Source organism: Citreimonas salinaria (assembly GCF_900107235.1).
In the GTDB taxonomy this organism is placed as follows: domain Bacteria; phylum Pseudomonadota; class Alphaproteobacteria; order Rhodobacterales; family Rhodobacteraceae; genus Citreimonas; species Citreimonas salinaria.
In genome coordinates, this window is record NZ_FNPF01000001.1 from 108,018 (window position 1) to 129,810 (window position 21,793).

At 67.9% G+C, this 21,793-nt stretch carries 19 protein-coding genes; 16 read left to right on the forward strand and 3 right to left on the reverse strand.

Going from position 1 to position 21,793, the window contains the following annotated elements:
• The first annotated feature begins 128 nt into the window (after positions 1 to 128).
• From BLW27_RS00505 to BLW27_RS00545, 10 genes are all read left to right on the forward strand, one after another.
• On the forward strand, positions 129 to 665 hold the full coding sequence (locus BLW27_RS00505) for a DUF3305 domain-containing protein (RefSeq protein WP_089877621.1): 537 nt from the start codon (positions 129 to 131) through the stop codon (positions 663 to 665).
• Positions 662 to 1,273, forward strand: coding sequence for a DUF3306 domain-containing protein (locus BLW27_RS00510; protein WP_089877625.1), 612 nt, complete (start codon positions 662 to 664; stop codon positions 1,271 to 1,273). The genes BLW27_RS00505 and BLW27_RS00510 overlap by 4 nt, the downstream gene beginning before the upstream one ends.
• Before the next feature lie 14 nt (positions 1,274 to 1,287).
• On the forward strand, positions 1,288 to 1,893 hold the full coding sequence (locus BLW27_RS00515) for a TorD/DmsD family molecular chaperone (RefSeq protein ID WP_089877629.1): 606 nt from the start codon (positions 1,288 to 1,290) through the stop codon (positions 1,891 to 1,893).
• A 127-nt stretch (positions 1,894 to 2,020) separates the two neighbouring features.
• Positions 2,021 to 2,206 carry a twin-arginine translocation pathway signal protein gene (locus BLW27_RS00520; RefSeq protein WP_089877633.1) on the forward strand — a complete coding sequence of 62 codons (186 nt, stop codon included), beginning with the start codon at positions 2,021 to 2,023 and terminating at the stop codon, positions 2,204 to 2,206.
• 105 nt (positions 2,207 to 2,311) lie between these two features.
• A complete protein-coding gene (locus BLW27_RS00525; protein WP_089877636.1) occupies positions 2,312 to 5,338 on the forward strand; it encodes a formate dehydrogenase subunit alpha in 3,027 nt (1,008 codons plus the stop codon).
• A gap of 13 nt (positions 5,339 to 5,351) precedes the next feature.
• Complete coding sequence (fdh3B, locus tag BLW27_RS00530; RefSeq protein WP_089877640.1) at positions 5,352 to 5,945, forward strand: formate dehydrogenase FDH3 subunit beta; 594 nt, start codon at positions 5,352 to 5,354, stop codon at positions 5,943 to 5,945.
• A gap of 183 nt (positions 5,946 to 6,128) precedes the next feature.
• Complete coding sequence (locus tag BLW27_RS00535; RefSeq protein WP_245710724.1) at positions 6,129 to 7,382, forward strand: formate dehydrogenase subunit gamma; 1,254 nt, start codon at positions 6,129 to 6,131, stop codon at positions 7,380 to 7,382.
• A 7-nt stretch (positions 7,383 to 7,389) separates the two neighbouring features.
• Complete coding sequence (locus BLW27_RS00540; protein WP_089877643.1) at positions 7,390 to 8,673, forward strand: c-type cytochrome; 1,284 nt, start codon at positions 7,390 to 7,392, stop codon at positions 8,671 to 8,673.
• Between the two features lie 7 nt (positions 8,674 to 8,680).
• Entirely contained in the window at positions 8,681 to 8,809 is a 129-nt protein-coding gene (locus BLW27_RS21875; protein WP_281242688.1) for a hypothetical protein, read from the forward strand.
• Between the two features lie 56 nt (positions 8,810 to 8,865).
• Entirely contained in the window at positions 8,866 to 10,200 is a 1,335-nt protein-coding gene (locus tag BLW27_RS00545; RefSeq protein ID WP_089877646.1) for a sigma-54-dependent transcriptional regulator, read from the forward strand.
• A gap of 21 nt (positions 10,201 to 10,221) precedes the next feature.
• Here the strand turns inward: BLW27_RS00545 and BLW27_RS00550 are convergent, their stop codons facing one another.
• The gene (locus tag BLW27_RS00550) at positions 10,222 to 10,728 is read right to left on the reverse strand and encodes a DUF2478 domain-containing protein (protein ID WP_089877650.1); all 507 of its coding nucleotides are present in this window, start codon (positions 10,726 to 10,728) and stop codon (positions 10,222 to 10,224) included.
• An 85-nt stretch (positions 10,729 to 10,813) separates the two neighbouring features.
• On the opposite strand from BLW27_RS00550, the gene BLW27_RS00555 reads away from it, so the two are divergent.
• From BLW27_RS00555 to BLW27_RS00570, 4 genes are read left to right on the forward strand one after another with little or no spacing between them, the layout of a single operon-like run.
• Positions 10,814 to 11,677 carry a formate dehydrogenase accessory sulfurtransferase FdhD gene (locus BLW27_RS00555; RefSeq protein WP_245710725.1) on the forward strand — a complete coding sequence of 288 codons (864 nt, stop codon included), beginning with the start codon at positions 10,814 to 10,816 and terminating at the stop codon, positions 11,675 to 11,677.
• Positions 11,674 to 12,306 carry a molybdenum cofactor guanylyltransferase MobA gene (mobA, locus tag BLW27_RS00560; RefSeq protein ID WP_089877656.1) on the forward strand — a complete coding sequence of 211 codons (633 nt, stop codon included), beginning with the start codon at positions 11,674 to 11,676 and terminating at the stop codon, positions 12,304 to 12,306. Before BLW27_RS00555 ends, mobA begins: the two co-directional genes overlap by 4 nt.
• The gene (gene mobB, locus BLW27_RS00565) at positions 12,303 to 12,794 is read left to right on the forward strand and encodes a molybdopterin-guanine dinucleotide biosynthesis protein B (protein WP_089877658.1); all 492 of its coding nucleotides are present in this window, start codon (positions 12,303 to 12,305) and stop codon (positions 12,792 to 12,794) included. The genes mobA and mobB overlap by 4 nt, the downstream gene beginning before the upstream one ends.
• On the forward strand, positions 12,791 to 14,914 hold the full coding sequence (locus tag BLW27_RS00570; RefSeq protein WP_089877661.1) for a molybdopterin-binding protein: 2,124 nt from the start codon (positions 12,791 to 12,793) through the stop codon (positions 14,912 to 14,914). Before mobB ends, BLW27_RS00570 begins: the two co-directional genes overlap by 4 nt.
• On the opposite strand, the gene BLW27_RS00575 is transcribed toward BLW27_RS00570, so the two are convergent.
• Positions 14,911 to 15,147, reverse strand: a complete 237-nt coding sequence (locus tag BLW27_RS00575; RefSeq protein WP_089878662.1) for a sulfurtransferase TusA family protein — start codon at positions 15,145 to 15,147, stop codon at positions 14,911 to 14,913. The two genes, BLW27_RS00570 and BLW27_RS00575, sit on opposite strands and share 4 nt — an antisense overlap.
• A gap of 137 nt (positions 15,148 to 15,284) precedes the next feature.
• Between BLW27_RS00575 and BLW27_RS00580 the strand changes: the two genes are divergently transcribed.
• Together BLW27_RS00580 and fdhF are read left to right on the forward strand one after the other, a co-directional pair.
• On the forward strand, positions 15,285 to 16,979 hold the full coding sequence (locus BLW27_RS00580; protein WP_089878665.1) for an NAD(P)H-dependent oxidoreductase subunit E: 1,695 nt from the start codon (positions 15,285 to 15,287) through the stop codon (positions 16,977 to 16,979).
• Positions 16,979 to 19,774 (forward strand): formate dehydrogenase subunit alpha, encoded by a 2,796-nt coding sequence (fdhF, locus tag BLW27_RS00585; protein WP_089877663.1) that lies wholly within the window; start codon positions 16,979 to 16,981, stop codon positions 19,772 to 19,774. The genes BLW27_RS00580 and fdhF overlap by 1 nt, the downstream gene beginning before the upstream one ends.
• On the opposite strand, the gene BLW27_RS00590 is transcribed toward fdhF, so the two are convergent.
• On the reverse strand, positions 19,775 to 21,739 hold the full coding sequence (locus BLW27_RS00590; protein WP_089877666.1) for a sensor histidine kinase: 1,965 nt from the start codon (positions 21,737 to 21,739) through the stop codon (positions 19,775 to 19,777). It lies immediately after the preceding gene.
• Positions 21,740 to 21,793 lie beyond the last annotated feature (54 nt).

The following is a 21,793-nucleotide window of genomic DNA, read 5'->3' on the forward strand; positions in this document are numbered from 1 at the left end:
ATGTCCCGATCCGGCTCGGAATGCAGTGGTGCACAAAATGCCCCCTTCCCCAAACGCGCAAGGATGCGCCACGGTTCCATGCGACAGGGAGGTCTTTTGTGATCCACAATCCGAACGCTTACCGAACCATGCCGGTCGGGATCGTGCTGCGGCGCGCGCCCGGCGTCACGCGTTGGGTGCCGTGGGTCTGGACGGCGACGGCGGTACTGCCCGGAGCCGGTCCCGCCGACTGGAAGGTCATGCGCCGCGAGGGCGAGACGGTCGAATACCACGCTGCGACCCTGACGCTGGAACTGCACGGCGCCGATTCCGAGGCGTATCTGCATGGTATCTCCGCCCACGTGCCCAGCCTGTACGTCGTGATGCGTGAATCCACAGAGGACGAATGCCCGCTGGACGTCGCGCTGGTGACCGCCTCGCCCTATGAGGCGCAGGATTACACCGACAGCGGCGAGGAAATCGTCGAGAAGGTGCCGATGCCCCACGGTCTGATCGCCTGGGTGCGCGACTTCGTCGAAGAGTTCCATCAGGATGAGGTCTTCGTGAAGCGGCGCCGCGATCGCAAGCGAGTCGACCTGGTACAGGACGGCATCGGAGACCCGCGCGTGGGCAAACCCGCAGACGTCTACGCGTCGCCCGCGCTCAAGCGGAGGCGCCTGCAATGACCCGTGACCCCCGCCATGACGCACCCGGCAGCTTCTGGGCACGCCGCCGCGCTGCCGTCGAGGCCGAGGACCGCGCCGAGGTCGAGGCGAAGCGTGCCGAGGAGGCCGCGGCCGAAGAGGTCAGGCTGGCCGAGCGCCCGGACGAGGAGATCCTGGCGGAGCTGGGCCTGCCCGACCCGGACGTGATGGAGCGCACCGACCAGGTCCAGGCGCTGCTGCGCGAGGCGGTTCCGCAGCGGCTGAAGACGCGCGCGCTGCGGCGGCTGTGGCGGTTGAACCCGGTGCTGGCCAATATCGACGGGCTTGTCGATTACGGCGGCGACTACACCGACGCTGCTACCGTGGTCGAGAACCTGCAGACCGCCTACCAGGTCGGCCGCGGCATGCTGAAGACCCTCGTGCAGGACGAGGACGAGCCCGCCGCAGACACCCCCGAGGACGCAACGGCCGAGGTCGCCGACGATTACGAGACCGCCGACGTCGATGCCCCCGTGGCCGGACCCGAGGAGGAGACGCCTGCCTACCGGCACGTCTACGACGACGAGGAGGACGGGGACGAGGCGCCTGCGCGGACCGCGCGGCGCATGCGCTTCACGTTCGACACATGACGGAAAAGGACACCATGACCGCAGCCGAAACGATCGCCGTCGCCGACGAGGACCGCCAGCGCGCGGATCTCTACAATTTCCTGGGCGTGATCCTGTCGGCGCCGCCCGACGAGATGCTGCTGGCGCAGACCGCGTCGCTGCAGGGCGACGAGTCCGAGCTGGGCCGCGCCATCGCCACGCTTGCGAAGATGGCCAAGGTCACCAAGCCGAAATCGGTGGAAAGCGAATACAATCGTCTGTTCATCGGGCTGGGCCGGGGCGAATTGCTGCCATACGCTTCGTACTACCTGACCGGGTTCCTGAACGAGAAGCCTCTGGCCCTGCTGCGGCAGGACATGACGGCACGGGGGCTGGCCCGGTCGGACACCGTGTTCGAACCCGAGGACAACATCGCCTCGCTGATGGAGATGATGGGCGCGATGATCGTCGGCCGCTTCGGCGTGCCGGCCTCGCTGGCCAGCCAGAAGACGTTTTTCAACAAGCATATCGCGCCGTGGGCGTCGCACTTCTTCTCGGATCTCGAGGGGGCCAAGAACTCGGTCTTCTACGCGCCCGTGGGCACCATCGGGCGCAGCTTCATGGAGATCGAGACCGAGGCGTTCCGGATGAGCACGGACTAGGGTTTTCCGCCCGGGGCCGCAGGGCTCCCGGGCACACCGCGCGGGCAACCGCGCATCAGCGGCCGGGCAACCGGCCTTACGAGCGGCGGGTGACACCGCCGGAACGCCACCAAGGGAGGACCTTGACATGGCAGGGGAAAAAGAGGCTTCGCGCCGGACTTTCCTGAAACTGGCCGGGACCACGGCGCCGATCGCAGCCGTCGCGATCGCCACCGGCGGGACCGAGGCCGAGGCGGCCGAGCCCGACCTGACTCTGGAGAAGATGCAGGACACCGCGCACACGCGCGCCTACTACGCCTCCGCCCGGTTCTGACCGGACGGATCAGCGGTGGAACAACTGGTAGCGTGAGGCCCGACCGTTCCGCCTGATCACAGCCACGCGTGCCCGCGGTGGGTGCGTGAATGGGAGAGAGAAACCATGCTCAGGAAAAAGACCAACGGGGTTGCGCGACGCCCCCAGCGGACAAGTATCCTTGCCGAGGCCGCGAACGCCTCGGTCGACCGCCGCGCCTTCCTGCGCGGGTCCGGTCTGGCCATCGGCGGCCTTGCCGCCATCGCCGCCACCGGGGGAACCGTGACGCAAGCCACGGCCCAGACCGCCGCCACCGGCGCGGTCGAACTGCGTAAATCCGTCTGCACCCACTGCTCGGTGGGCTGCACGGTCGTCGCCGAGGTTTCGGACGGCGTCTGGGTCGGGCAGGAGCCCGGCTGGGACAGCCCCTTCAACCTGGGCGCCCACTGCGCCAAGGGCGCATCGGTGCGCGAGCACGCGCATGGCGAGCGCCGCCTCAAGTATCCGATGAAGAAGGAAGGCGGCGAGTGGAAGCGCATCAGCTGGGAGCAGGCGATCAACGAGATCGGCGACAAGATGCTGTCGATCCGCGAGGAAAGCGGCCCGGATTCGGTCTACTGGCTGGGCAGCGCCAAGCATAACAACGAGCAATCCTACCTGTTCCAGAAGTTCGCGCGCTACTGGGGCACGAACAACGTGGATCACCAGGCCCGGATCTGCCACTCGACCACCGTGGCCGGCGTTGCGAACACATGGGGCTACGGCGCCATGACGAACTCGTACAACGACATCCACAATTCGAAAGCGATCTTCATCATCGGCGGCAACCCGGCCGAGGCGCACCCCGTCTCGCTGCTGCACGTGCTGAAGGCCAAGGAGGAGAACAACGCCCCGCTGATCGTCTGCGACCCGCGGTTCACGCGCACTGCGGCGCATGCGGACGAATACGTTCGCTTCCGTCCCGGCTCGGACGTGGCGCTGATCTGGGGCATCCTGTGGCACATCTTCGAAAACGGGTGGGAGGACAAGGAGTTCATCCGCACCCGCGTCTGGGGCATGGACCAGATCCGCGAAGAAGTCGCCAAGTGGACGCCCGAGGAAGTCGAGCGCGTCACCGGCACGCCGGGCAGCCAGTTGCGACGCGTGGCGATGACGATGGCCAACAACCGTCCCGGCACCGTGATCTGGTGCATGGGCGGCACGCAGCACACCAACGGCAACAACAACACCCGCGCGTACTGCATCCTGCAGCTTGCGCTGGGCAACATGGGCGTCTCGGGCGGCGGCACGAACATCTTCCGCGGCCACGACAACGTGCAGGGTGCCACCGACCTCGGCGTGCTTTCGCACACGCTTGCCGGCTATTACGGCCTTGCCAAAGGTTCGTGGGAGCACTGGGCCCGGGTCTGGAACGAGGACTGGGATTGGCTGAATGGCCAATTCGCGAAGGTCGAAGGCGCCGACGGCAAGACCAAGGACCTGATGTACGAGACCGGCATACCGGTGTCGCGCTGGATCGACGGCGTTCTGGAAGACGCCGAGAACATCGACCAGCCCAACAACGTCCGGGCCATGGTGCTCTGGGGCCACGCGCCGAACTCTCAGACCCGCATGGTCGAGATGAAGAAGGCGATGGAGCTGCTCGACATGCTCGTCGTCGTCGACCCGTTCCCCACGGTCTCGGCGGTGCTGCACGACCGCACCGACGGCGTCTACCTGCTGCCGGCCACGACCCAGTTCGAGACCACAGGCTCGGTCACCGCATCGAACCGGTCGATCCAGTGGCGCGAAAAGGTCGTCGATCCACTCTTCGAGTCCAAGCCCGATCACACGATCATCGGCCTGTTCGCGCAGAAGTTCGGCTTCCACGACCGGCTGTTCCGCAACATCGCTCTGGAAGATGACGGCATCACGCCGAACATCGAGGACACCCTGCGCGAGATCAACCGCGGCATGTGGACGGTTGGCTATACCGGCCAGTCGCCCGAGCGGTTGAAGCTGCACATGGCCAACCAGCACACGTTCGACCGGACGACGCTGCGTGCCAACGGCGGTCCTGCCGACGGCGACTATTACGGTCTGCCGTGGCCGTGCTGGGGAACGGCGGAGATGAACCATCCGGGTTCGCCGAACCTGTACGACATCTCTAAGCCGGTGGCCGACGGTGGTCTGCCCTTCCGCGCCCGCTACGGCGTGGAGCGCAACGGCGACAACCTGCTGGCCGAAGGGGTGTCCAACCCCGGCGCCGAACTTCAGGACGGCTACCCCGAGTTCACCTACCAGATGCTGGTGGATCTGGGCTGGCACAACGATCTCACGGACGAGGAGAAGCAGATTATCGGCCAAGTGGCCGGCGTGCAGATGAGTGCGATGCTAGCTGGAGACGGCAATAGCACCGTCGATGGTGGACCCGACCAGGCCCTGAACGAGGAAGTCGGCGAGCAATCCATGTCGCCCTTCCCGTCGGATTTCGACGCGAAATCCTCGGCCGTCAACTGGAAGACCGACCTGTCGGGCGGCATCCAACGGGTCGCGATCAAGCACGGCTGCGCCCCCTACGGCAATGCCAAGGCCCGCGCCGTGGTGTGGACCTTCCCGGACCCGGTGCCGTTGCACCGCGAGCCGCTCTACACCAACCGCCGCGATCTCGTGGCCGACTACCCGACCTACGAGGACCGGAAGTTCTATCGCCTGCCGACGATGTACGCATCGATCCAGAAGCAGGATTTCAGCAAGGACTATCCGATCATCCTCACCTCGGGCCGTCTGGTCGAATACGAGGGCGGCGGCGACGAGACGCGGTCGAACCCGTGGCTGGCCGAGCTGCAGCAGGACATGTTCGTCGAGATCAACACCCGCGACGCCAACAATCTCGGCGTCCGTGACGGTGCTCAGGTCTGGGTCGAAGGCCCCGAAGGCGGCAAGGTCAAGGTGATGGCGATGGTGACCGAACGGGTGGGCGAAGGCGTGGCCTTCATGCCTTTCCACTTCGGCGGCCATTTCCAGGGCGAGGACCTGCGGAGCAAGTACCCCGAAGGGGCGGATCCATATGTCTTGGGTGAATCCACCAACACCGCCCAAACCTATGGCTACGACAGCGTGACCCAGATGCAGGAGACGAAAGCGACTCTCTGCAAGATCATGCCAGCGTAAGGAGAAAAGAACTATGGCAAGAGCTAAGTTCCTGTGTGACGCCGAGCGCTGCATCGAGTGCAATGCCTGCGTCACCGCGTGCAAGAACGAACACGAGGTGCCGTGGGGGATCAACCGCCGCCGCGTCGTGACCATTCAGGACGGCACGCCCGGCGAACGATCGATCTCGGTCGCCTGCATGCACTGTTCGGACGCGCCCTGCATGGCCGTTTGCCCGGTGGATTGCTTCTACCAGTCCGAAGACGGCGTCGTCCTGCACTCCAAGGACCTGTGCATCGGCTGCGGCTATTGCTTCTACGCGTGCCCCTTCGGCGCGCCGCAATACCCGCAGGCGGGCAACTTCGGGTCCCGTGGCAAGATGGACAAGTGCACCTTCTGCGCCGGTGGCCCCGAAGAGACTCACTCGAACGCCGAGTTCTCCAAGTACGGCCGCAACCGGATCGCCGAGGGCAAGCTGCCGATCTGCGCCGAGATGTGCTCGACCAAGGCGCTGCTTGCGGGTGACGGCGACGTGGTGTCGGCGATCTACCGCGAACGCGTCGTCGCCCGCGGCTTCGGCTCGGGCGCGTGGGGCTGGGGCACCGCCTACGAGCAGAAGGGCGGCTGATCCGTCCGCGCGGGCCGGTTCGCGCCGGCCCGCCGATCATCCATCCGGTGGGCCCGTCTGTGCGGGCCCATCCGCATTGCACCGCCCGGCGAGGCCGGCGGGCTTTTCGGCCCTGGCCTCCGCCGCAGCGGACCGGGCCGCGTGGCGGCAGCCATCCACCGGACAGGGTTTGAGGGGAAAGAGATGATGAAGAAATCGACCGGGTTCGCATGGTTCGTCGGGTTGCTTCTTGTGCTTGGCGTGCTGGCGGTGGTCTTCCGCCCCGCGCCGCCCCCCTTGGGGCCGACCCCCGAGGCACTGGCCGAGGCGCGCGAGGCGACAGGCGGCGCACAGACCCTTCAAGATATTCTTGCTCGGCAGGAGGGACGGCCCATAGACCCAGCCTTCCGTCAAAGCCAGATCGGCGACGACACCGCCGCCGGCATGGCCGCGCAGCTGGGCACGCTGGGCGGTGAATCGGATTCCGAGATCTGGCGCGCGCTGCGCTACGGCTACGACACGGTCGAGGTCAGCGCAGGCGGCGACGTCGCGCGCGTCCTGATGCAGGATGGCGGGATGAGCTGGTACGAGTTCCGCCAAGGGCCGCTGGCCACTTGGGGCGGCTGGGGATTGCTGGGCGTGATCGGCCTGCTGGCGCTGTTCTTCGCCTTCCGCGGCCGCGTCCGCGTCGAAGAGCCCAAGACCGGCCGCACCGTCACCCGCTTCAGGGCGTTCGAGAGGTTCTCGCACTGGATGCTTGCCGGCAGCTTCATCGTGCTGGGACTGTCCGGCCTTGTCGTGCTGTTCGGCCGCACCCTCATCGCCCCGGTCTTCGGGCGCGAAGTCAACGCGGTGCTGCTGACGGGCGCGAAGTTCGTGCACAACAACCTGGCTTGGCCTTTCATGCTGGCGCTGGTGTTCGTGTTCTTCCTGTGGGTCTGGCACAACATCCCGAACCGCACGGACATCACGTGGTTCCGCATGGCCGGCGGCATCATCGGGAAAGAGCATCCGCCCGCGAAGAAGTTCAACGCGGGCCAGAAGATCATCTTCTGGTCGGTGATACTGCTGGGCGCCTCGATCTCGATGTCGGGCCTGTCGCTGCTGTTCCCCTACGAACTGCCGCTGTTCGCCAAGACCTTCGCCATCCTCAACGACACCGGGCTTCCGCAGCTACTGGGCATCGGGGTGCTTCCCAACGAACTGGCACCGCAAGAGGAAATGCAGCTGGCCCAGACGTGGCATGCGATCGTCGGCTTTGTCCTGATGGCGATCATCGTCGCGCACATCTACATCGGCTCGATCGGGATGGAGGGCGCCTTCGACGCCATGGGCTCGGGCCAGGTCGACGAGGCCTGGGCGCATCAGCACCACTCGCTCTGGCTGGACGAAATCCGCGCCAAGGAGGGCTCGACCGAGCCCGCGGCGCCGGTCCGTCCCGCCACGGCAGCCGAATAGGTCCGTCATGCGGAAGGCGTTGCTTTCTGCGATCATGGTCGTCTGCGCGGCGGCCCCCCTCGCCGCGCAGGACTTTACCACACTCAAGGGCCACGGCGGCCCGATCATGGGACTGGACGTGTCTTCCGAAGGGCGCGTCGCCTCGGCCAGTTTCGACAATTCCGTGGGCCTGTGGACCGGGCGCGACCCCGCTTGGCTGGAAGGCCACGAGGCGGCCGTGACCACGGTCGTCTGGGGGCCGGACGGCACGTTGTATTCCGGCGGCGACGATTTTGCCGTGCGCGCCTGGGGCGACACGCCGCGGGTGCTTGGCCGCCACCAGGGAAAGGTCGCGGCTCTGGCCGTCTCTCCGGACGGGCAGACGCTGGCCAGCGGCAGCTGGGACGGGTCGATCATCGTGTGGACCGTTTCGGGCGCCGGCGATCCGCGAACGCTGGAACGACCCGGGGCAGGCGTAAACACCGTCGGCTTTTCGCCGGACGGCCGGTACCTGTTCGCCGGCACCTCGGCAGGCGATCTGCTGCGCTACGACCTGACGCAGGGTGGCACGCCCTACCCAATGGTCCGTCATGGATTTGGCGTGAACGAACTGGTCATCGGCGAAGGCTGGATCGCCTACGGCGCGGTCGACGGCGGCACGCGCATCGTCGATGCCGCGACCGGGAAACCGATCGCGGATTTCACGCTGGACCGCCGGCCGATCCTGGCGATGGATCATCACGCCGGCACAGACCGGCTTGCGGTGGGCGACGGCCACGGCTTCATAATGATGCTCGACACCGCCGAGTGGGCAATCGCAAACGACTTCCGCGCCACGCGCGAAGGGCCGGTCTGGGCGCTGGCGTTCTCGGCCGACGGTGCGGTGCTCCATGCGGGGGGGCTGGACGACGTGGTCTATGCCTGGCCGGTGGCGATGCTGGATACGTTTGACAGCACGATGGGCCAAGAGCGCGCCTTCCTGCGCGACCCCGAGACCATGCCCAACGGCGAACGGCAGTTCATGCGCAAATGCTCAATCTGCCACGCGCTGGAACCCGGCCCTTCGCGCAAGGCCGGCCCGACGCTGCACGGCGTGTTCGGCCGGCCCGCCGGCACCGTGCCCGGCTACACCTATTCCGCAACGCTCGACGGTTCGGGGATCGTCTGGTCGGACGAGACGATCGACGCGCTGTTCGACCAGGGGCCGGACCATTACATTCCCGGGTCGAAGATGCCCATGCAGGTGATCGGCGGACGCGACGACCGCGCCGACCTGATCGCCTTCCTGAAACAGGCCACCACAGAGGAGTGAGCCGCACATGAAAGCAATGATGACGGGTTTCGCCGCCAGTGCGCTGATCGCGGTCGGCGCGTGGTACACGCTGAACCAGATCGGATTCTCGTCGGCAGAGGTCTATTCGAGCCCCGGCAGCGTGAGGCTGGACTGACCGGTCGCGAAGCGCGCTGTCTTCTGCCGGCCGCGCGGCTGGTGTAGACGGTCTCCATGAACGCGACAGATGAATACGGCAGCACCCTGGCAGGCGCCTCGATCCTGGTGATCGACGACGAACCGGGGATGCGGAACTTCCTGACCAAGATCCTCGGCCCGCGGGTGAAGCGGGTCGAGCAGGCCGCCAGCGCCGCCGAGGCGACGAAGCGCCTGGACGAATCGCATTTCGATCTGGTGATCCTGGACAACATCATGCCCAGGACGACCGGGCTGGACTGGGTCACCGAACAGCGCCGCAAGGGCTTCTTCGCCGACACCATCCTGATCACTGCCTATGCCGACCTGGAAACCGCCATCGCCGCGCTTCGCGCCGGTGTCAGCGACTTCGTTCTGAAACCGTTCCGCGCGAACCAGATCCTGGGTGCCGTGGCGCGCACCCTCGACCGTAAATTCCTCCGACGCGACAACACGCTGCTGCGGCACGCGCTGAACGCGGGCGACGCCCACGGGCCGCTGCTGGGCAAGTCGCGGCCGATGGCCGAGCTGCGCGCCATGCTGGCCCGGCTGGCGCCACTGACGACGCCGGTCCTGTTCACCGGTGCCACCGGCACCGGAAAGGAATTGGCCGCGCGCCACCTGCATGCACTGTCCCCCCGCGCCGAAGGGCCCTTCGTCGCGGTAAACTGCGCCGCGCTGACGCCCGAACGGATCGCGGCCGACCTGTTCGGCGTGATCGAGGAGGGTGGCCGCCTGAAGCCGGGGCTTATCCCTCTGGCCGATGGGGGCACGCTTTTCCTCGACGAGGTGGCGCAGATGCCGGATCAATTGCAGGCCGCACTTCTGCGCGTGCTAGAGGACCGTCGCGTGCGACCCGTCGGCGCCGAGCGAGAGATGCCCTTCGACCTGCGTTTCTGCTTTGCCACCAACGCCGATCTGGACGCCGCCATCGCCGAAGGCCGCTTCCGCGCAGACCTCTATCACCGCATCAACGTGGTGCGCATCGACATGCCCCCGCTGGCCGATCGGTCCGAGGATATCGTCGAGTTGGCCGCGCTGTTCATGACGCAATCGTCGGTTTCGCTGGGCCTGCCGGCGCTGGACCTGGACGAAGAGACGCTGCTGAAGCTGCGCCGCTACGGCTGGCCCGGCAACGTGCGCGAGTTGAAGAACCTGGTCGAACGGTCGGTCATCCTCGGGGAGTTTCCGCCCGAGTTCGCCGGCAGCGGTCAGGTCACCGGCGCGCGTGCGATCGAGGATCTGGAACTGGTCGTGCAGCGCCACATCCTGCACGTGCTCGACATGTGCAACGGTAACCGGGCCGAGGCCGCGCGGCGCCTGGGCGTGTCGCGCAAGACGGTCGATCGGCGAATGGCGACCTGGGGCGACTAGAAGCGGCGCCGAGACGCCGGTTCATGCCGCCTGGCGGTGCGCCCGGCACCAGACCATGATCGCGTCGGCATCCGGTGGCAGTTGTTCGGCCATGTCGGCAGCGAATTCCAGGAAGGCGTCGACGTTACCTTGGTTGACCGCGGTCAGAACCGGGATGCCCTCGGCCAGCGCCTCGCCGATCAGGGGGCGGAAGCCGCGGCCGTCGATTTCCTGCTTGCCGAACTTGTTCACGATCAGCAGAGCTGGCCGGTTCGCCAGCGCCGCGGCAACGATTCCCACCGCACGCTCCAGCCCGGCAGGATCAAGCCGGCAGCCGCGCGACAGGCGCCCCAGGTCCTGGCTGATGCGCACCGTGTCGTTGCCCGACAGGATGTGCAGGTCCATGTCGCATTTGCGCGTCGGATCTCGATCCTCATTGGTCTGCACGGCGCCCGCCAGCGGCAGGCCCGCCGCGCGCAGTTGCATCGCCACCGCGTGGATCAGGCGATCACCTTCGCCGCGGCCTTCGGACACCACGTAGCCCAGCATCGCTCATCCCTTGCAACCGGTTCCGCACCCATACACTATGCCTTTCAAGCCCGGTAACACCACCCCTCACAGGAGCGCGCAGGCCGTGCCCGACACCCCCATCCTGCCGAACCCGGACGACCCGCGCCTGACACGCCGCGTCACCGGAACCGACCAGACCGGCGCGTCCGTCGACATCAGCGTCGTCGAGGAGCGTCCGCTGACGATCTACCTCAACCGACAGGAGATCGTGACCGCCATGACCATCGGAGATTATCCTGAATACCTGGCGGTCGGTTTCCTGCGCAACCAGGGCATGCTGCGCGACGACGACGTGGTGACGCGCGTCGACTACGACGACGAGATCGAGACGGTCGTGGTGCGGACCGAGCGCGAGACCTCCTACGAGGACAAGATGCAGAAGAAGACGCGCACCTCGGGCTGCGCGGTCGGCACGGTCTTCGGCGACATGATGGAGGGGCTCGAGGGCCTGACCCTGCCACGGGCCGAGATCCGGACAAGCTGGCTGTATGCGCTGGCGCAGGAGATCAATACCACCCCGTCACTGTACCTCGAGGCTGGGGCGATCCACGGCACGGTGCTGTGCCAGGGCGACCGGCCGCTGGTCTACATGGAGGACGTCGGCCGCCACAACGCCGTCGACAAGATCGCCGGCTGGATGTTCCGCAACGGCGTGCCTGCCGATGACAAGATCCTCTACACCACCGGCCGGCTGACGTCCGAGATGGTGATCAAGTGCGCGCTGATGGGCATTCCGGTGCTGGCCTCGCGCTCGGGGTTCACCGCCTGGGGGGTCGAAATCGCGCGCGAGGTCGGGTTGACCTGCATCGGCCGGATGCGCGGGCGCCGCTTCGTCTGCCTGTCGGGCGAGGAACGGCTGGTGCGCGACGCCGATCCTGCCAGCGTGCCCGACGAGGACCGCAAGACCCGCCGCAAGGCCGCATCGTGACCAGACCGCTGGGCGTGATCCTGGCTGGCGGCCTTGCCACCCGCATGGGCGGTGGCGACAAGGGGCTGCTGCGCGTGGGCGGGCAGACACTGCTTTCGCGGGCGATCGATCGGCTTGGGCCGCAGGTGGACGGGCTGGCGCTGAACGCCAACGGCGATCCAGCGCGTTTCGCCGAATACGGCCTGCCGGTCCTGCCCGACACAATGCCCGGCTTTCCAGGTCCGCTGGCTGGCGTGCTGGCCGGTCTGGACTGGGCGGCAGAGCAGGGAGCCGAAAGCATCGTCACCGCCGCCGCCGACACGCCGTTCTTTCCCACCGACCTCGTCACGCGCCTGCAGGCGGCGGCGACGGGGCCTTACCCGCTGGCGTTGGCCGCGACGCCGCGCGACGGGGCGGCGCTGAAATCCGGCGGCAAGGTCAATCGCCATCCGACCTTCGGCCTGTGGCCCGTGGCCCTGCGCGACGATCTGCGCACGGCATTGAACGACGGGTTGCGCAAGGTGGTGCTCTGGACCGACCGCCACGGCGGCACCGAGGCGCTGTTCGAGGCCGAGCCCTTCGACCCGTTCTTCAACGTCAACACGCCCGAGGACCTGGAGCGGGCCGAGGCCCTGGCAGAGACCGCATGAAGCTCTACGGGGTGACCGGCTGGAAGAACGCCGGCAAGACGACGCTGATGGAGCGCCTCGTGACCGAGATCACGGGGCGCGGCCTGACCGTGACGACCGTCAAGCACGCGCACCACGACACTGACGTCGACCAGCCCGGCCGCGACAGTCACCGTCACCGGCAGGCGGGGGCGTCGCAGGTCGTGCTGGCCTCGCCCCGCCGCTGGGCGCTGATGACCGAGTTGCGCGATGCGCCCGAGCCATCGCTGGCCGACCTGTTGCCCCGGCTCGACCCCGTCGACCTGGTGCTGGTCGAGGGGTACAAGCGCGCGCCGCATCCCAAGGTCGAGGCCTGGCGCGGCGCCAACGGCAAACAACCGCTGGCCGGCCGGAACGACACGATCCGCGCCATCGCGGCCGACGGGCCGGTCGAGACCCCTCTGCCTGTCTTGGACCTGAACGACACGAAGGCAATCGCCGATTTCATCCTGCGCGAGGTCGGTGCATGAGTCGCTTCGACCTCTGCGTCGTCGTCGACTGGTCCGCGCGCTCGACCCCGTCGCCCGCGCGGGACAGTGCGGATTCGATCTGGATCGGCGCGGCAGGCCGCGACGGCGTCACCTGCCACTATCGGCGCACGCGCATGTCGGCGATGGCAACGCTGGAATCCATCTTCGACGAGGCGCTGTCCAAGGGCCAGCGTGTGCTCGCCGGCTTCGACTTTCCCTTCGCCTATCCGCGCGGTTTCGCGCAGGCAATCGCCGGCACAGACGACCCGCTGGCGCTGTGGTCCGCGCTGGCTGATCGGATTCAGGATGCGCCCGACAACGCCAACAACCGCTTTGCCGTGGCCGCCGATATCAACCGTCGGTTCTCCGGAAACGGCCCGTACTGGGGACGACCCACGACGCTGGGCCTGCCCGACCTTCCCGCGAACAAGGCCGGGTATTTGAATCCCTTCGCCGAGAAACGCGGCTGCGAACGTGCGAAGGGCGCTCAGCCAACGTGGAAGCTGACAGGAGTCGGCTCGGTTGGATCGCAGGCCTTGCTGGGCGTCCCCCGGCTGCAGGCGCTGCGTCAGCGCTACGGCGACCAGCTGGCCGTCCGCCCCTTCGAGGACCGCGACGCGCCGATCACGCTGGTTGAGGTGTTCCCCTCGCTGATCGCGGACACGATCGCCGCGCTGGCCGAGCCGGACGAGATCAAGGATCGCGCGCAGGTGCGGGTTCTGGCGGGCGCGCTGCACGCCCTGCCGGGCGAAACCCTCGATGCGATGACGCGCGAGGGCGATCCGGTCGAGGGCTGGATCCTGGGGCTGGGGCACGAAGCCACGCTGACCGATGCCGCGATGCGTGCAATCGAAGGGCCCGCCCCGCCTCCCCTGCGCAACGACTGCTTCGCCATGCCGCGTGGTGTCGACTGGGTGCCGGTGGACGACGCGCTGGCCCGGCTGCGCGACGGATTGCACGTCGTGGCCGCTACGCAGCGGGTCGCGACCGCAGATGCGGCCGGTCGTGTCCTGGCCGAGGAGACCGTGGCGCGGCGGTCGAACCCGCCGCGGCCGAACTCGGCGGTCGACGGCTATGGCTTCGCCCACGCCGCAATCGGAGACGGTCCGCAGCGTCTGCCGCTGCTGGGCGGCCGCGCCGCCGCGGGACAGCCCTTCGACGGCAAGGTCCCTGAAGGCGCCGCGATCCGCATACTGACCGGCGCCATCCTACCCGACGGCGTCGACACCGTCGTCCTTGAGGAGGACACCGCCGCCGACGCCCGCCACGTTGCCTTCCGGGGCCCGCTGAAGCGCGGCGCCAACACTCGCAAGGCCGGCGAGGACGTGGTCGAAGGCGCGCCCGCTCTGCCCGCCGGCCACCGGCTGCGCGCGCCGGACCTGGCGCTGCTGTCGGCGCTGGGCATCGGTACGGTCACGGTGCGCAGACGGTTGCGCATAGGCGTGCTGTCGACGGGGGACGAGATCGTCGCCACGCCGGACCGGGTGGCAGAGCCGCACCAAATTTTCGACGCGAACCGCCCGATGCTGCTGTCGCTGGCCGAAGCATGGGGCTACGAGGCGGTCGACCTCGGCCATGCGCCCGACGATCCGGACATAATCGCGGCCCGCATGGACGAAGGCGCGCGGGCGGCGGACGTGATCCTGACCTCGGGCGGCGCCTCGGCCGGAGACGAGGACCACGTCTCGGCCCTGCTGCGGTCGCGCGGCATGCTGTCCAGCTGGCGGATCGCACTGAAGCCGGGCCGACCGCTGGCGCTGGCGCTGTGGAACGGCACGCCGGTCTTCGGCCTGCCCGGCAATCCGGTCGCGGCGCTGGTCTGCGCGCTGATCTTCGCGCGGCCGGCGTTCTCGCTGATGGCGGGCGCGGGCTGGCATGAGCCGCAGGGTTTCACCGTGCCGGCGGCGTTCTCGAAGAACAAGAAGCCCGGGCGCCGCGAATACCTGCGCGCAAGGCTGACGGACGACGGCGCGGCCGAGGTCTTCGCTTCGGAAGGATCGGGGCGCATCAGCGGGCTGAGCTGGGCAACGGGGTTGGTCGAACTGCCCGACGGCGCGATGCAGGTCGAACCGGGCGCCCCGGTTCGCTACATCCCCTATGCCAGCTTCGGCCTGACCTAGGCCTTGCGGATCAGGTAGACCTGCGCGTTGTCTTCTTCGGCGGTGTCGACGAGCGTGTGACCGGCCTCGGCGCAGAAATGCGGAACGTCGATGACGGCTGCGGGATCGTCGGCCAGCATGCGCAGCACCGCGCCCGGCGCCAGCGCCTGAAGACGCTTGCGCGCCTTGAGCACCGGCAGCGGGCACAGCAGCCCGCGCGCGTCCAGTTCGTGATCCCAGTTCGTCCCGCTCATGCGCCACATCTAGGCCGTGGCTACGGCACTGTCCATGCCGGGCATTGATCGACAGTTCCTATCAGAGTACGGGTTTTTCATATTGATTGTTTTCATCAACCCGTCTCTTGGTGCGGGAAAGCGAATGGGGAATGCAAATGGCCTTGGATGACCGCGACAGCGTCTGGCGCGCGGGTCGCAGCAACGGCAAGGGGCGTTCCACGCCCAAGGGCCGGCAGTTGGACGACACCGCCTTGGCCGAGGTGTGCGCCCTGCTGGGCGATCGGCCACGGCGACGCGATCTGCTGATCGAGCATCTGCACCTGATCCAGGACGCCTACGGCCACCTGTCGGCCCCGCACCTGCGCGCGCTGGCCGAGGAAATGCGCCTGTCGATGGCCGAGGTCTGGGAAGTGGCGACGTTCTACGCGCACTTCGATCCAGTGCGCGAGGACGAGACCCCGCCGCCCGACCTGACGATCCGCGTCTGCGACTCGCTGTCCTGTGAACTTGCGCGATCACAGGCGCTGTTCGACGCGTTGCAGGCCGGTCACGACCCGGCGCGCGTGCGCGTGCTGCGCGCACCCTGCATGGGCCGCTGCGACACCGCGCCCGTGGCCGAGGTCGGGCATCGCCACGTGGACCACGCTACACCCGAGCGAGTCACCGAGGCCGTGCAGTCGGGCCATTTCCACCCGCGCATCCCGGACTACGAACGCTTCGACGCCTACCGCGCGACGGGCGGCTACGACACGCTGCGATCCCTGCGCGAAACCGGCGACTGGGAAGCTGTGCAGGAACGGGTCCTGACCGCAGGTCTGCGCGGGCTGGGCGGCGCGGGCTTCCCGTCGGGCAAGAAATGGGGCTTCGTGCGCGCCAATCCCGGCCCGCGCTACCTGGCAGTCAACGGCGACGAGGGCGAGCCCGGCACGTTCAAAGACCGCTACTACTTGGAACGCACGCCGCACCTGTTTCTGGAAGGCATGCTGATCGCGGCTTGGGCGGTCGAGGCCGAGGTGGCCTTCATCTACATGCGCGACGAGTATCCCGCCGTGCTGGAGATCCTGCGCCGAGAGATCGCCACGCTCGAAGACGCCGGCATCGTGGCGCCCGGATACATCGACCTGCGCCGCGGCGCCGGCGCCTATATCTGCGGCGAGGAATCCGCGATGATCGAGTCGATCGAGGGCAAGCGCGGCATCCCGCGCCTGCGGCCGCCCTACGTCGCGCAGGTCGGCGTCTTCGACCGGCCCACGCTGGTGCACAACGTGGAAACGCTGCACTGGGTCGCGCGGGTCTGCCGCGAAGGACCCGAGGCCCTGAACGTGCATGAACACAACGGCCGCACGGGCCTGCGCAGCTATTCCGTCTCGGGCCGCGTGGCGGTGCCGGGCGTCTACCTGCTGCACGCCGGTTCCACGATCAAGGACGTGATCGAGGCCGCCGGGGGCATGGCCGAGGGTCACACGTTGAAGGCCTACCAGCCGGGCGGGCCGTCTTCGGGTCTGCTGCCGGCGACGATGGACGACGTGCCGCTGGATTTCGACACGCTGCAGCCGCACGGCTCGTTCATCGGCTCGGCCGCGGTGGTGGTGCTGTCCGACCACGACAGCGCGCGCGACGCGGCACTCAACATGCTGCGGTTCTTCGAGGATGAATCCTGCGGCCAGTGCACACCCTGCCGGTCGGGCTGCGAAAAGGCGGTCAAGCTGATGCAGGCGGATCGCTGGGACGCCGCCTTGCTGACAGATTTGTGCGAGGTCATGGTCGATGCCTCGATCTGCGGGCTGGGCCAGGCGGCGCCGAACCCGATCCTGCACGTTCTGAAACATTTTCCCGACGAGGTTTCGTGATGGATGGCTCGCGCCCAGAACCGGTGATCTTCACGCTCGACGGCCAATCGGTCGCCGCGCATGAGGGCGAGACGCTGTGGGACGTGGCGACGCGCCACGGCAAGACGATCCCGCACCTGTGCCACAAGCCGGCGCCGGGCTACCGCCCCGACGGCAATTGCCGCGCCTGCATGGTCGAGATCGACGGCGAACGTTCGCTGGCGCCGTCCTGCTGCCGCAACCCCGAGAACGGCATGACCGTCCGCACCGACACCGCGCGCGCCGAAAAGGCCCGCGCGATGGTGCTGGAGCTGCTGCTGGCCGACCAGCCCACGCGGGACGACGCGCACGACCGGTCTGCCCACCTGTGGGACATGGCCGATGCGGCGGGCGTTGCCGAAAGCCGCTTTCCCGCGCTGGGGCCCGAGCGCATACCGCTGCTCGATGACAGCCACGTGGCGATGCGCGTGAACCTCGATGCCTGCATCCAGTGCGGACTGTGCGTGCGCGCCTGCCGCGAGGTGCAGGTCAACGACGTGATCGGTATGGCCGGGCGCGGACACGACGCTTATCCGGTCTTCGATTTCGACGACCCGATGGGCGACAGCACCTGCGTCGCCTGTGGCGAATGCGTGCAAGCCTGCCCCACCGGCGCGCTGATGCCCGCCAGCGTGATGGACGAGGCGCAGCACGGCGACAGCGACGACTACGACAGCGAAACGAAATCCGTCTGCCCGTTCTGCGGCGTCGGGTGCCAGATCAGCGTCAAGGTCAAGGACGGCCGCGTGACCCACGTGGAGGGCATCAACGGCCCCGCGAACGAAGGCCGGCTGTGTGTCAAGGGACGCTTCGGCTTCGACTACATCCACCACCCGCACCGGTTGACCAAGCCGTTGATCCGCCGCGACGACGCTCCGGAAAAGGGCATGAACGCCGATCCGGGCAACCCGTGGACCCATTTCCGCGAGGCGACCTGGGACGAGGCGCTGGACCGCGCCGCCCACGGGCTGGCCGACCTGCGCAGCTATCACGGCGGCGCGTCGGTTGCGGGCTTCGGCAGCGCCAAGTGCACCAACGAAGAGGCCTACCTTTTCCAGAAGTTCATCCGGCAGGGCTTTGGCCACAACAACGTCGACCACTGCACCCGGCTGTGCCACGCTTCGTCGGTCGCGGCCCTGATGGAGAACGTCGGATCGGGCGCCGTCACCGCCACCTTTAACGAGATCGAGAACGCCGACGTCGCCATCGTGATCGGCGCCAACCCGACCGAAAACCACCCCGTCGCGGCCACGTATTTCAAGCAGTTCGCCAAGCGCGGCGGCCAGCTGATCGTGATGGACCCGCGCGCCCAGGCGCTGAAGCGCCACGCCAGCCATATGCTGCAGTTCCGGCCCGGCACGGACGTCGCGCTTCTGAACGCGCTGATGAACGTGATCGTCGAGGAGAAGCTCTACGACCGCGCCTATATCGAGCAGTTCACCGAAGGCTTCTTCGAGTTCCGCGACCACATCCGCGCCTTCACGCCCGAGCGCATGGCCGACTTGTGCGGCATCGACCCGGACACGATCCGCGACGCCGCGCGCACGTTCGCCACGGCGGATCGCGGCATGATCTTCTGGGGCATGGGCGTCAGCCAGCACATCCATGGCACCGACAACGCGCGCTGCCTGATAGCGCTGGCGCTGCTGACCGGCAACGTGGGCCGCTCCGGCACCGGGCTGCACCCGCTGCGCGGGCAGAACAACGTGCAGGGCGCGTCGGATTCGGGGCTGATCCCGCAATTCATGCCCGACTACCAGTCGGTCACCGACCCCGAGGTCCGCTCGCTGTTCCGCCACATCTGGCGCGGCACCGAGATCTCGGCGACGCCCGGGCTGACGGTGGTCGAGGTCATGGATCGCGTCTATCGCGGCGAGATCAAGGGCATGTACATCCTGGGCGAGAATCCCGCCATGTCCGACCCGGACGTCGCCCATGCGCGCAAGGCGCTGGCCGCGCTGGACCACCTCGTGGTGCAGGACATCTTCCTGACGGAAACGGCGATGTTCGCCGACGTGATCCTGCCCGCCGCCGCCCTGCCCGAGAAATCCGGCAGCGTGACGAACACCAACCGCGCGGTGCAGGTGGTGCGCAAGGCGGTGGATGCGCCCGGCGAGGCGCGCGAGGATTGGGCGATCCTGGTCGACATGGCGCGGCGCATCGGCCTGGACTGGGATTACGACGACCCGCGCGAGATCTTCAACGAGATGAAGATGTCGATGCGCAGCCTGCACAACATCACTTGGAACCGGCTGATGGAGGAAGGCGGCGTGATCTATCCCAGCACCGGGCCTGACGATCCGGGCCAGGCGGTGGTGTTCGGCGACGGGTTTCCCCGCCGCGCCGGGCGCGCGCGCTTCGCACCGGCCCGCGTCACGCCGCCGGCCGAGGCACCGGATGCGCGCTTCCCGATGATCCTGACCACCGGGCGGCAGCTCGAGCACTGGCACACCGGGTCGATGACGCGCCGCGCCACCGTTCTGGACGCGGTCGAGCCCGAGGCGACCTGCGCGCTGCACCCGGCAACGCTGCGCGACCTCGGGGTCGAGCCAGGCGGGATGGTGACGCTCGAGACGCGGCGTGGAACGGTCACCGTCAAGGCCCGCGCCGACCGGGCGGTCGCGCCGGACATGGTGTTCCTGCCCTTCGCCTATGTCGAGGCCGCGGCCAACCTGATGACCAACTCGGCGCTGGACCCTTACGGGAAGATCCCCGAGTTCAAGTTCTCGGCGGTCCGCGTCACGAGGGCGCACACGCAGGACGTCGCCGCCGAATGATCAGACGGGGCTGTCCGCGTCCGCCGCGGGCAGCCAGACGGTGAATTCCGCGCCGCCTTGTGGGTGGTTGCGGACGTGGATGATGCCGCCTGCCCGCTGCACAAGCGTCTGGCTGATCGACAGGCCCAGCCCGGTACCCTCGGCCCGCTTGGTGGTGAAGAACGGATCGAAGACCGATGCAAGGACCTCGTCGGACAGGCCCGGCCCGGTGTCGCGCACGGTCAGGCGCACGCGGTCACGCCCATCGCGCGCGACCGGTTCGATGCCCAGGTCCAGCCGACCATCGGTCTCCATCGCCTGCACGGCGTTCACGATCAGGTTGATGATCACCTGCTGGATCTCGCCCGCGTCGATCCGGACCGGCGGCGCCTCGTGGAAATCGCGGCGAACCTCGATCGCCCCCTTCGACAGAACGTGCTCCACCAGCACAAGGCAATCTTCCATGACCGGCGCAAGCAAGACGGTCTCATCGTCGCCGGAATACTCGTTCGGACGGGCAAATTGCAGCAGCTTGCCGACGATGGCATCGATGCGCGTGACTTGGCGGTCTATCAGGTCCAGCTCGGTCTCCACCGGGGCCGTGCCGACGCCCAGCGTTTCACGGATGACGTCGACGTTGCCCTGGATCACGGCGACGGGGTTGTTGATCTCGTGCGCGACGCCGGCGGTGATCTCGCCGATCGAGGCCAGCTTCTCGCTCATGACGAGCTGGCGGAAGGTTTCCTCCAGCTTCGCGTTGGCCTCGCGCAGTTCGGCGGTGCGCTCGTCCACTCGGTGGTTGAGTTCCTGCGCGTGGTCGCGCAGCCGGCGGTCGCGGTCCTGCACCTGGTCCAGAAGACCGTCGAGATGCGCCGCCACCTGGCCGATCTCGTCGCGCGACCGCACGGCGCCGTTGCGCGCCGACAGGTCCCCCCGCCCGACCCGGCGCATGGTCTGTGTCATGCGTTCGAGCGGCGCGAAGATGCCCTTGGCCATCCACAGGAACACCGGCACCGACAGCGCCAGAACGGCGGCGAAGGCGGCCATCATCCACAGGTAGGCGTCGCGTTTCGCGGCGGTGAAGGGCGCCTCGAGAAAACCGACATAGAGCATGCCTACCCGCTCGCCGAAGCTGTCGGTCAGCGGCAGGTAGCCCGAGATGTACCAGTCGTTGACCACGAAGGCCCGGTTCAGCCAAGTGAGCCCCTCGTCCAGCACCGCGTGGCGCACCGCCGCCGACACCCGCGTGCCCAGCGCGCGCACGTCCTCGAACAGGCGCACGTTGGTCGATATCCGCACGTCGTCCAGGAACAGCGTGGCCGTGCCCTGACGCTCGCCTCCGGTGACGGCGTTGAGGTAGACCAGCGCGTTGATCGTGTCGATGAACTGCAAATTGCGGTTCAGCAGGATGCCCCCCACCAACACGCCGCGCGCGCCGTCCAGCGTCACCGGTGCCGCGGAATGGACCACCATGCCGCGATCCTCGACCCGCCGGTCGGTGGGCACGGCGGCCTCGGTCTCGATCAGGTCGATGCGGGCGCGCAGATCCAGCCCGCCGGGAAACGAGGCGAGCTTTTCCGCCGGGAAGACATCGATCTCGGTCGCCGGACGCCCCGCCAGGGCGGCGCCGATGACCGGCCACCGCGCTGCGGGGCCGTCTGCGCGCGCCTCGGGCAGGAAATAAAGGAAATCGAGTTCCAGCGCCTCGCGCATTTCCGCGAAGTATGCCGCCCGCGCCGCCGGCCCGCTCCTTACCGCTTCGGCGAACTGGGCCAATGCGGCAACGCCTGTCAGATCGTCGCCGGTGCGGGTCAGGATCTGTTCCAGATATTGCTCGGCGATGCGCAAGTCGCTGTCCACGTTGGCGATCAACAACGCGTCGTAATCAGCGGTCCAGCGAGTCATGCCGATCAGAAGAAGCAGCGGCATCAGCAGGACCAGCGGCGCCAGCGCAAGCACCAGAAGGCGCAGGCGCACCGAGGTCATCGGCGGCGGGATCAGGCGGCGGGCCACCGGTCAGCCCCGGCGGGTCGGACGCGC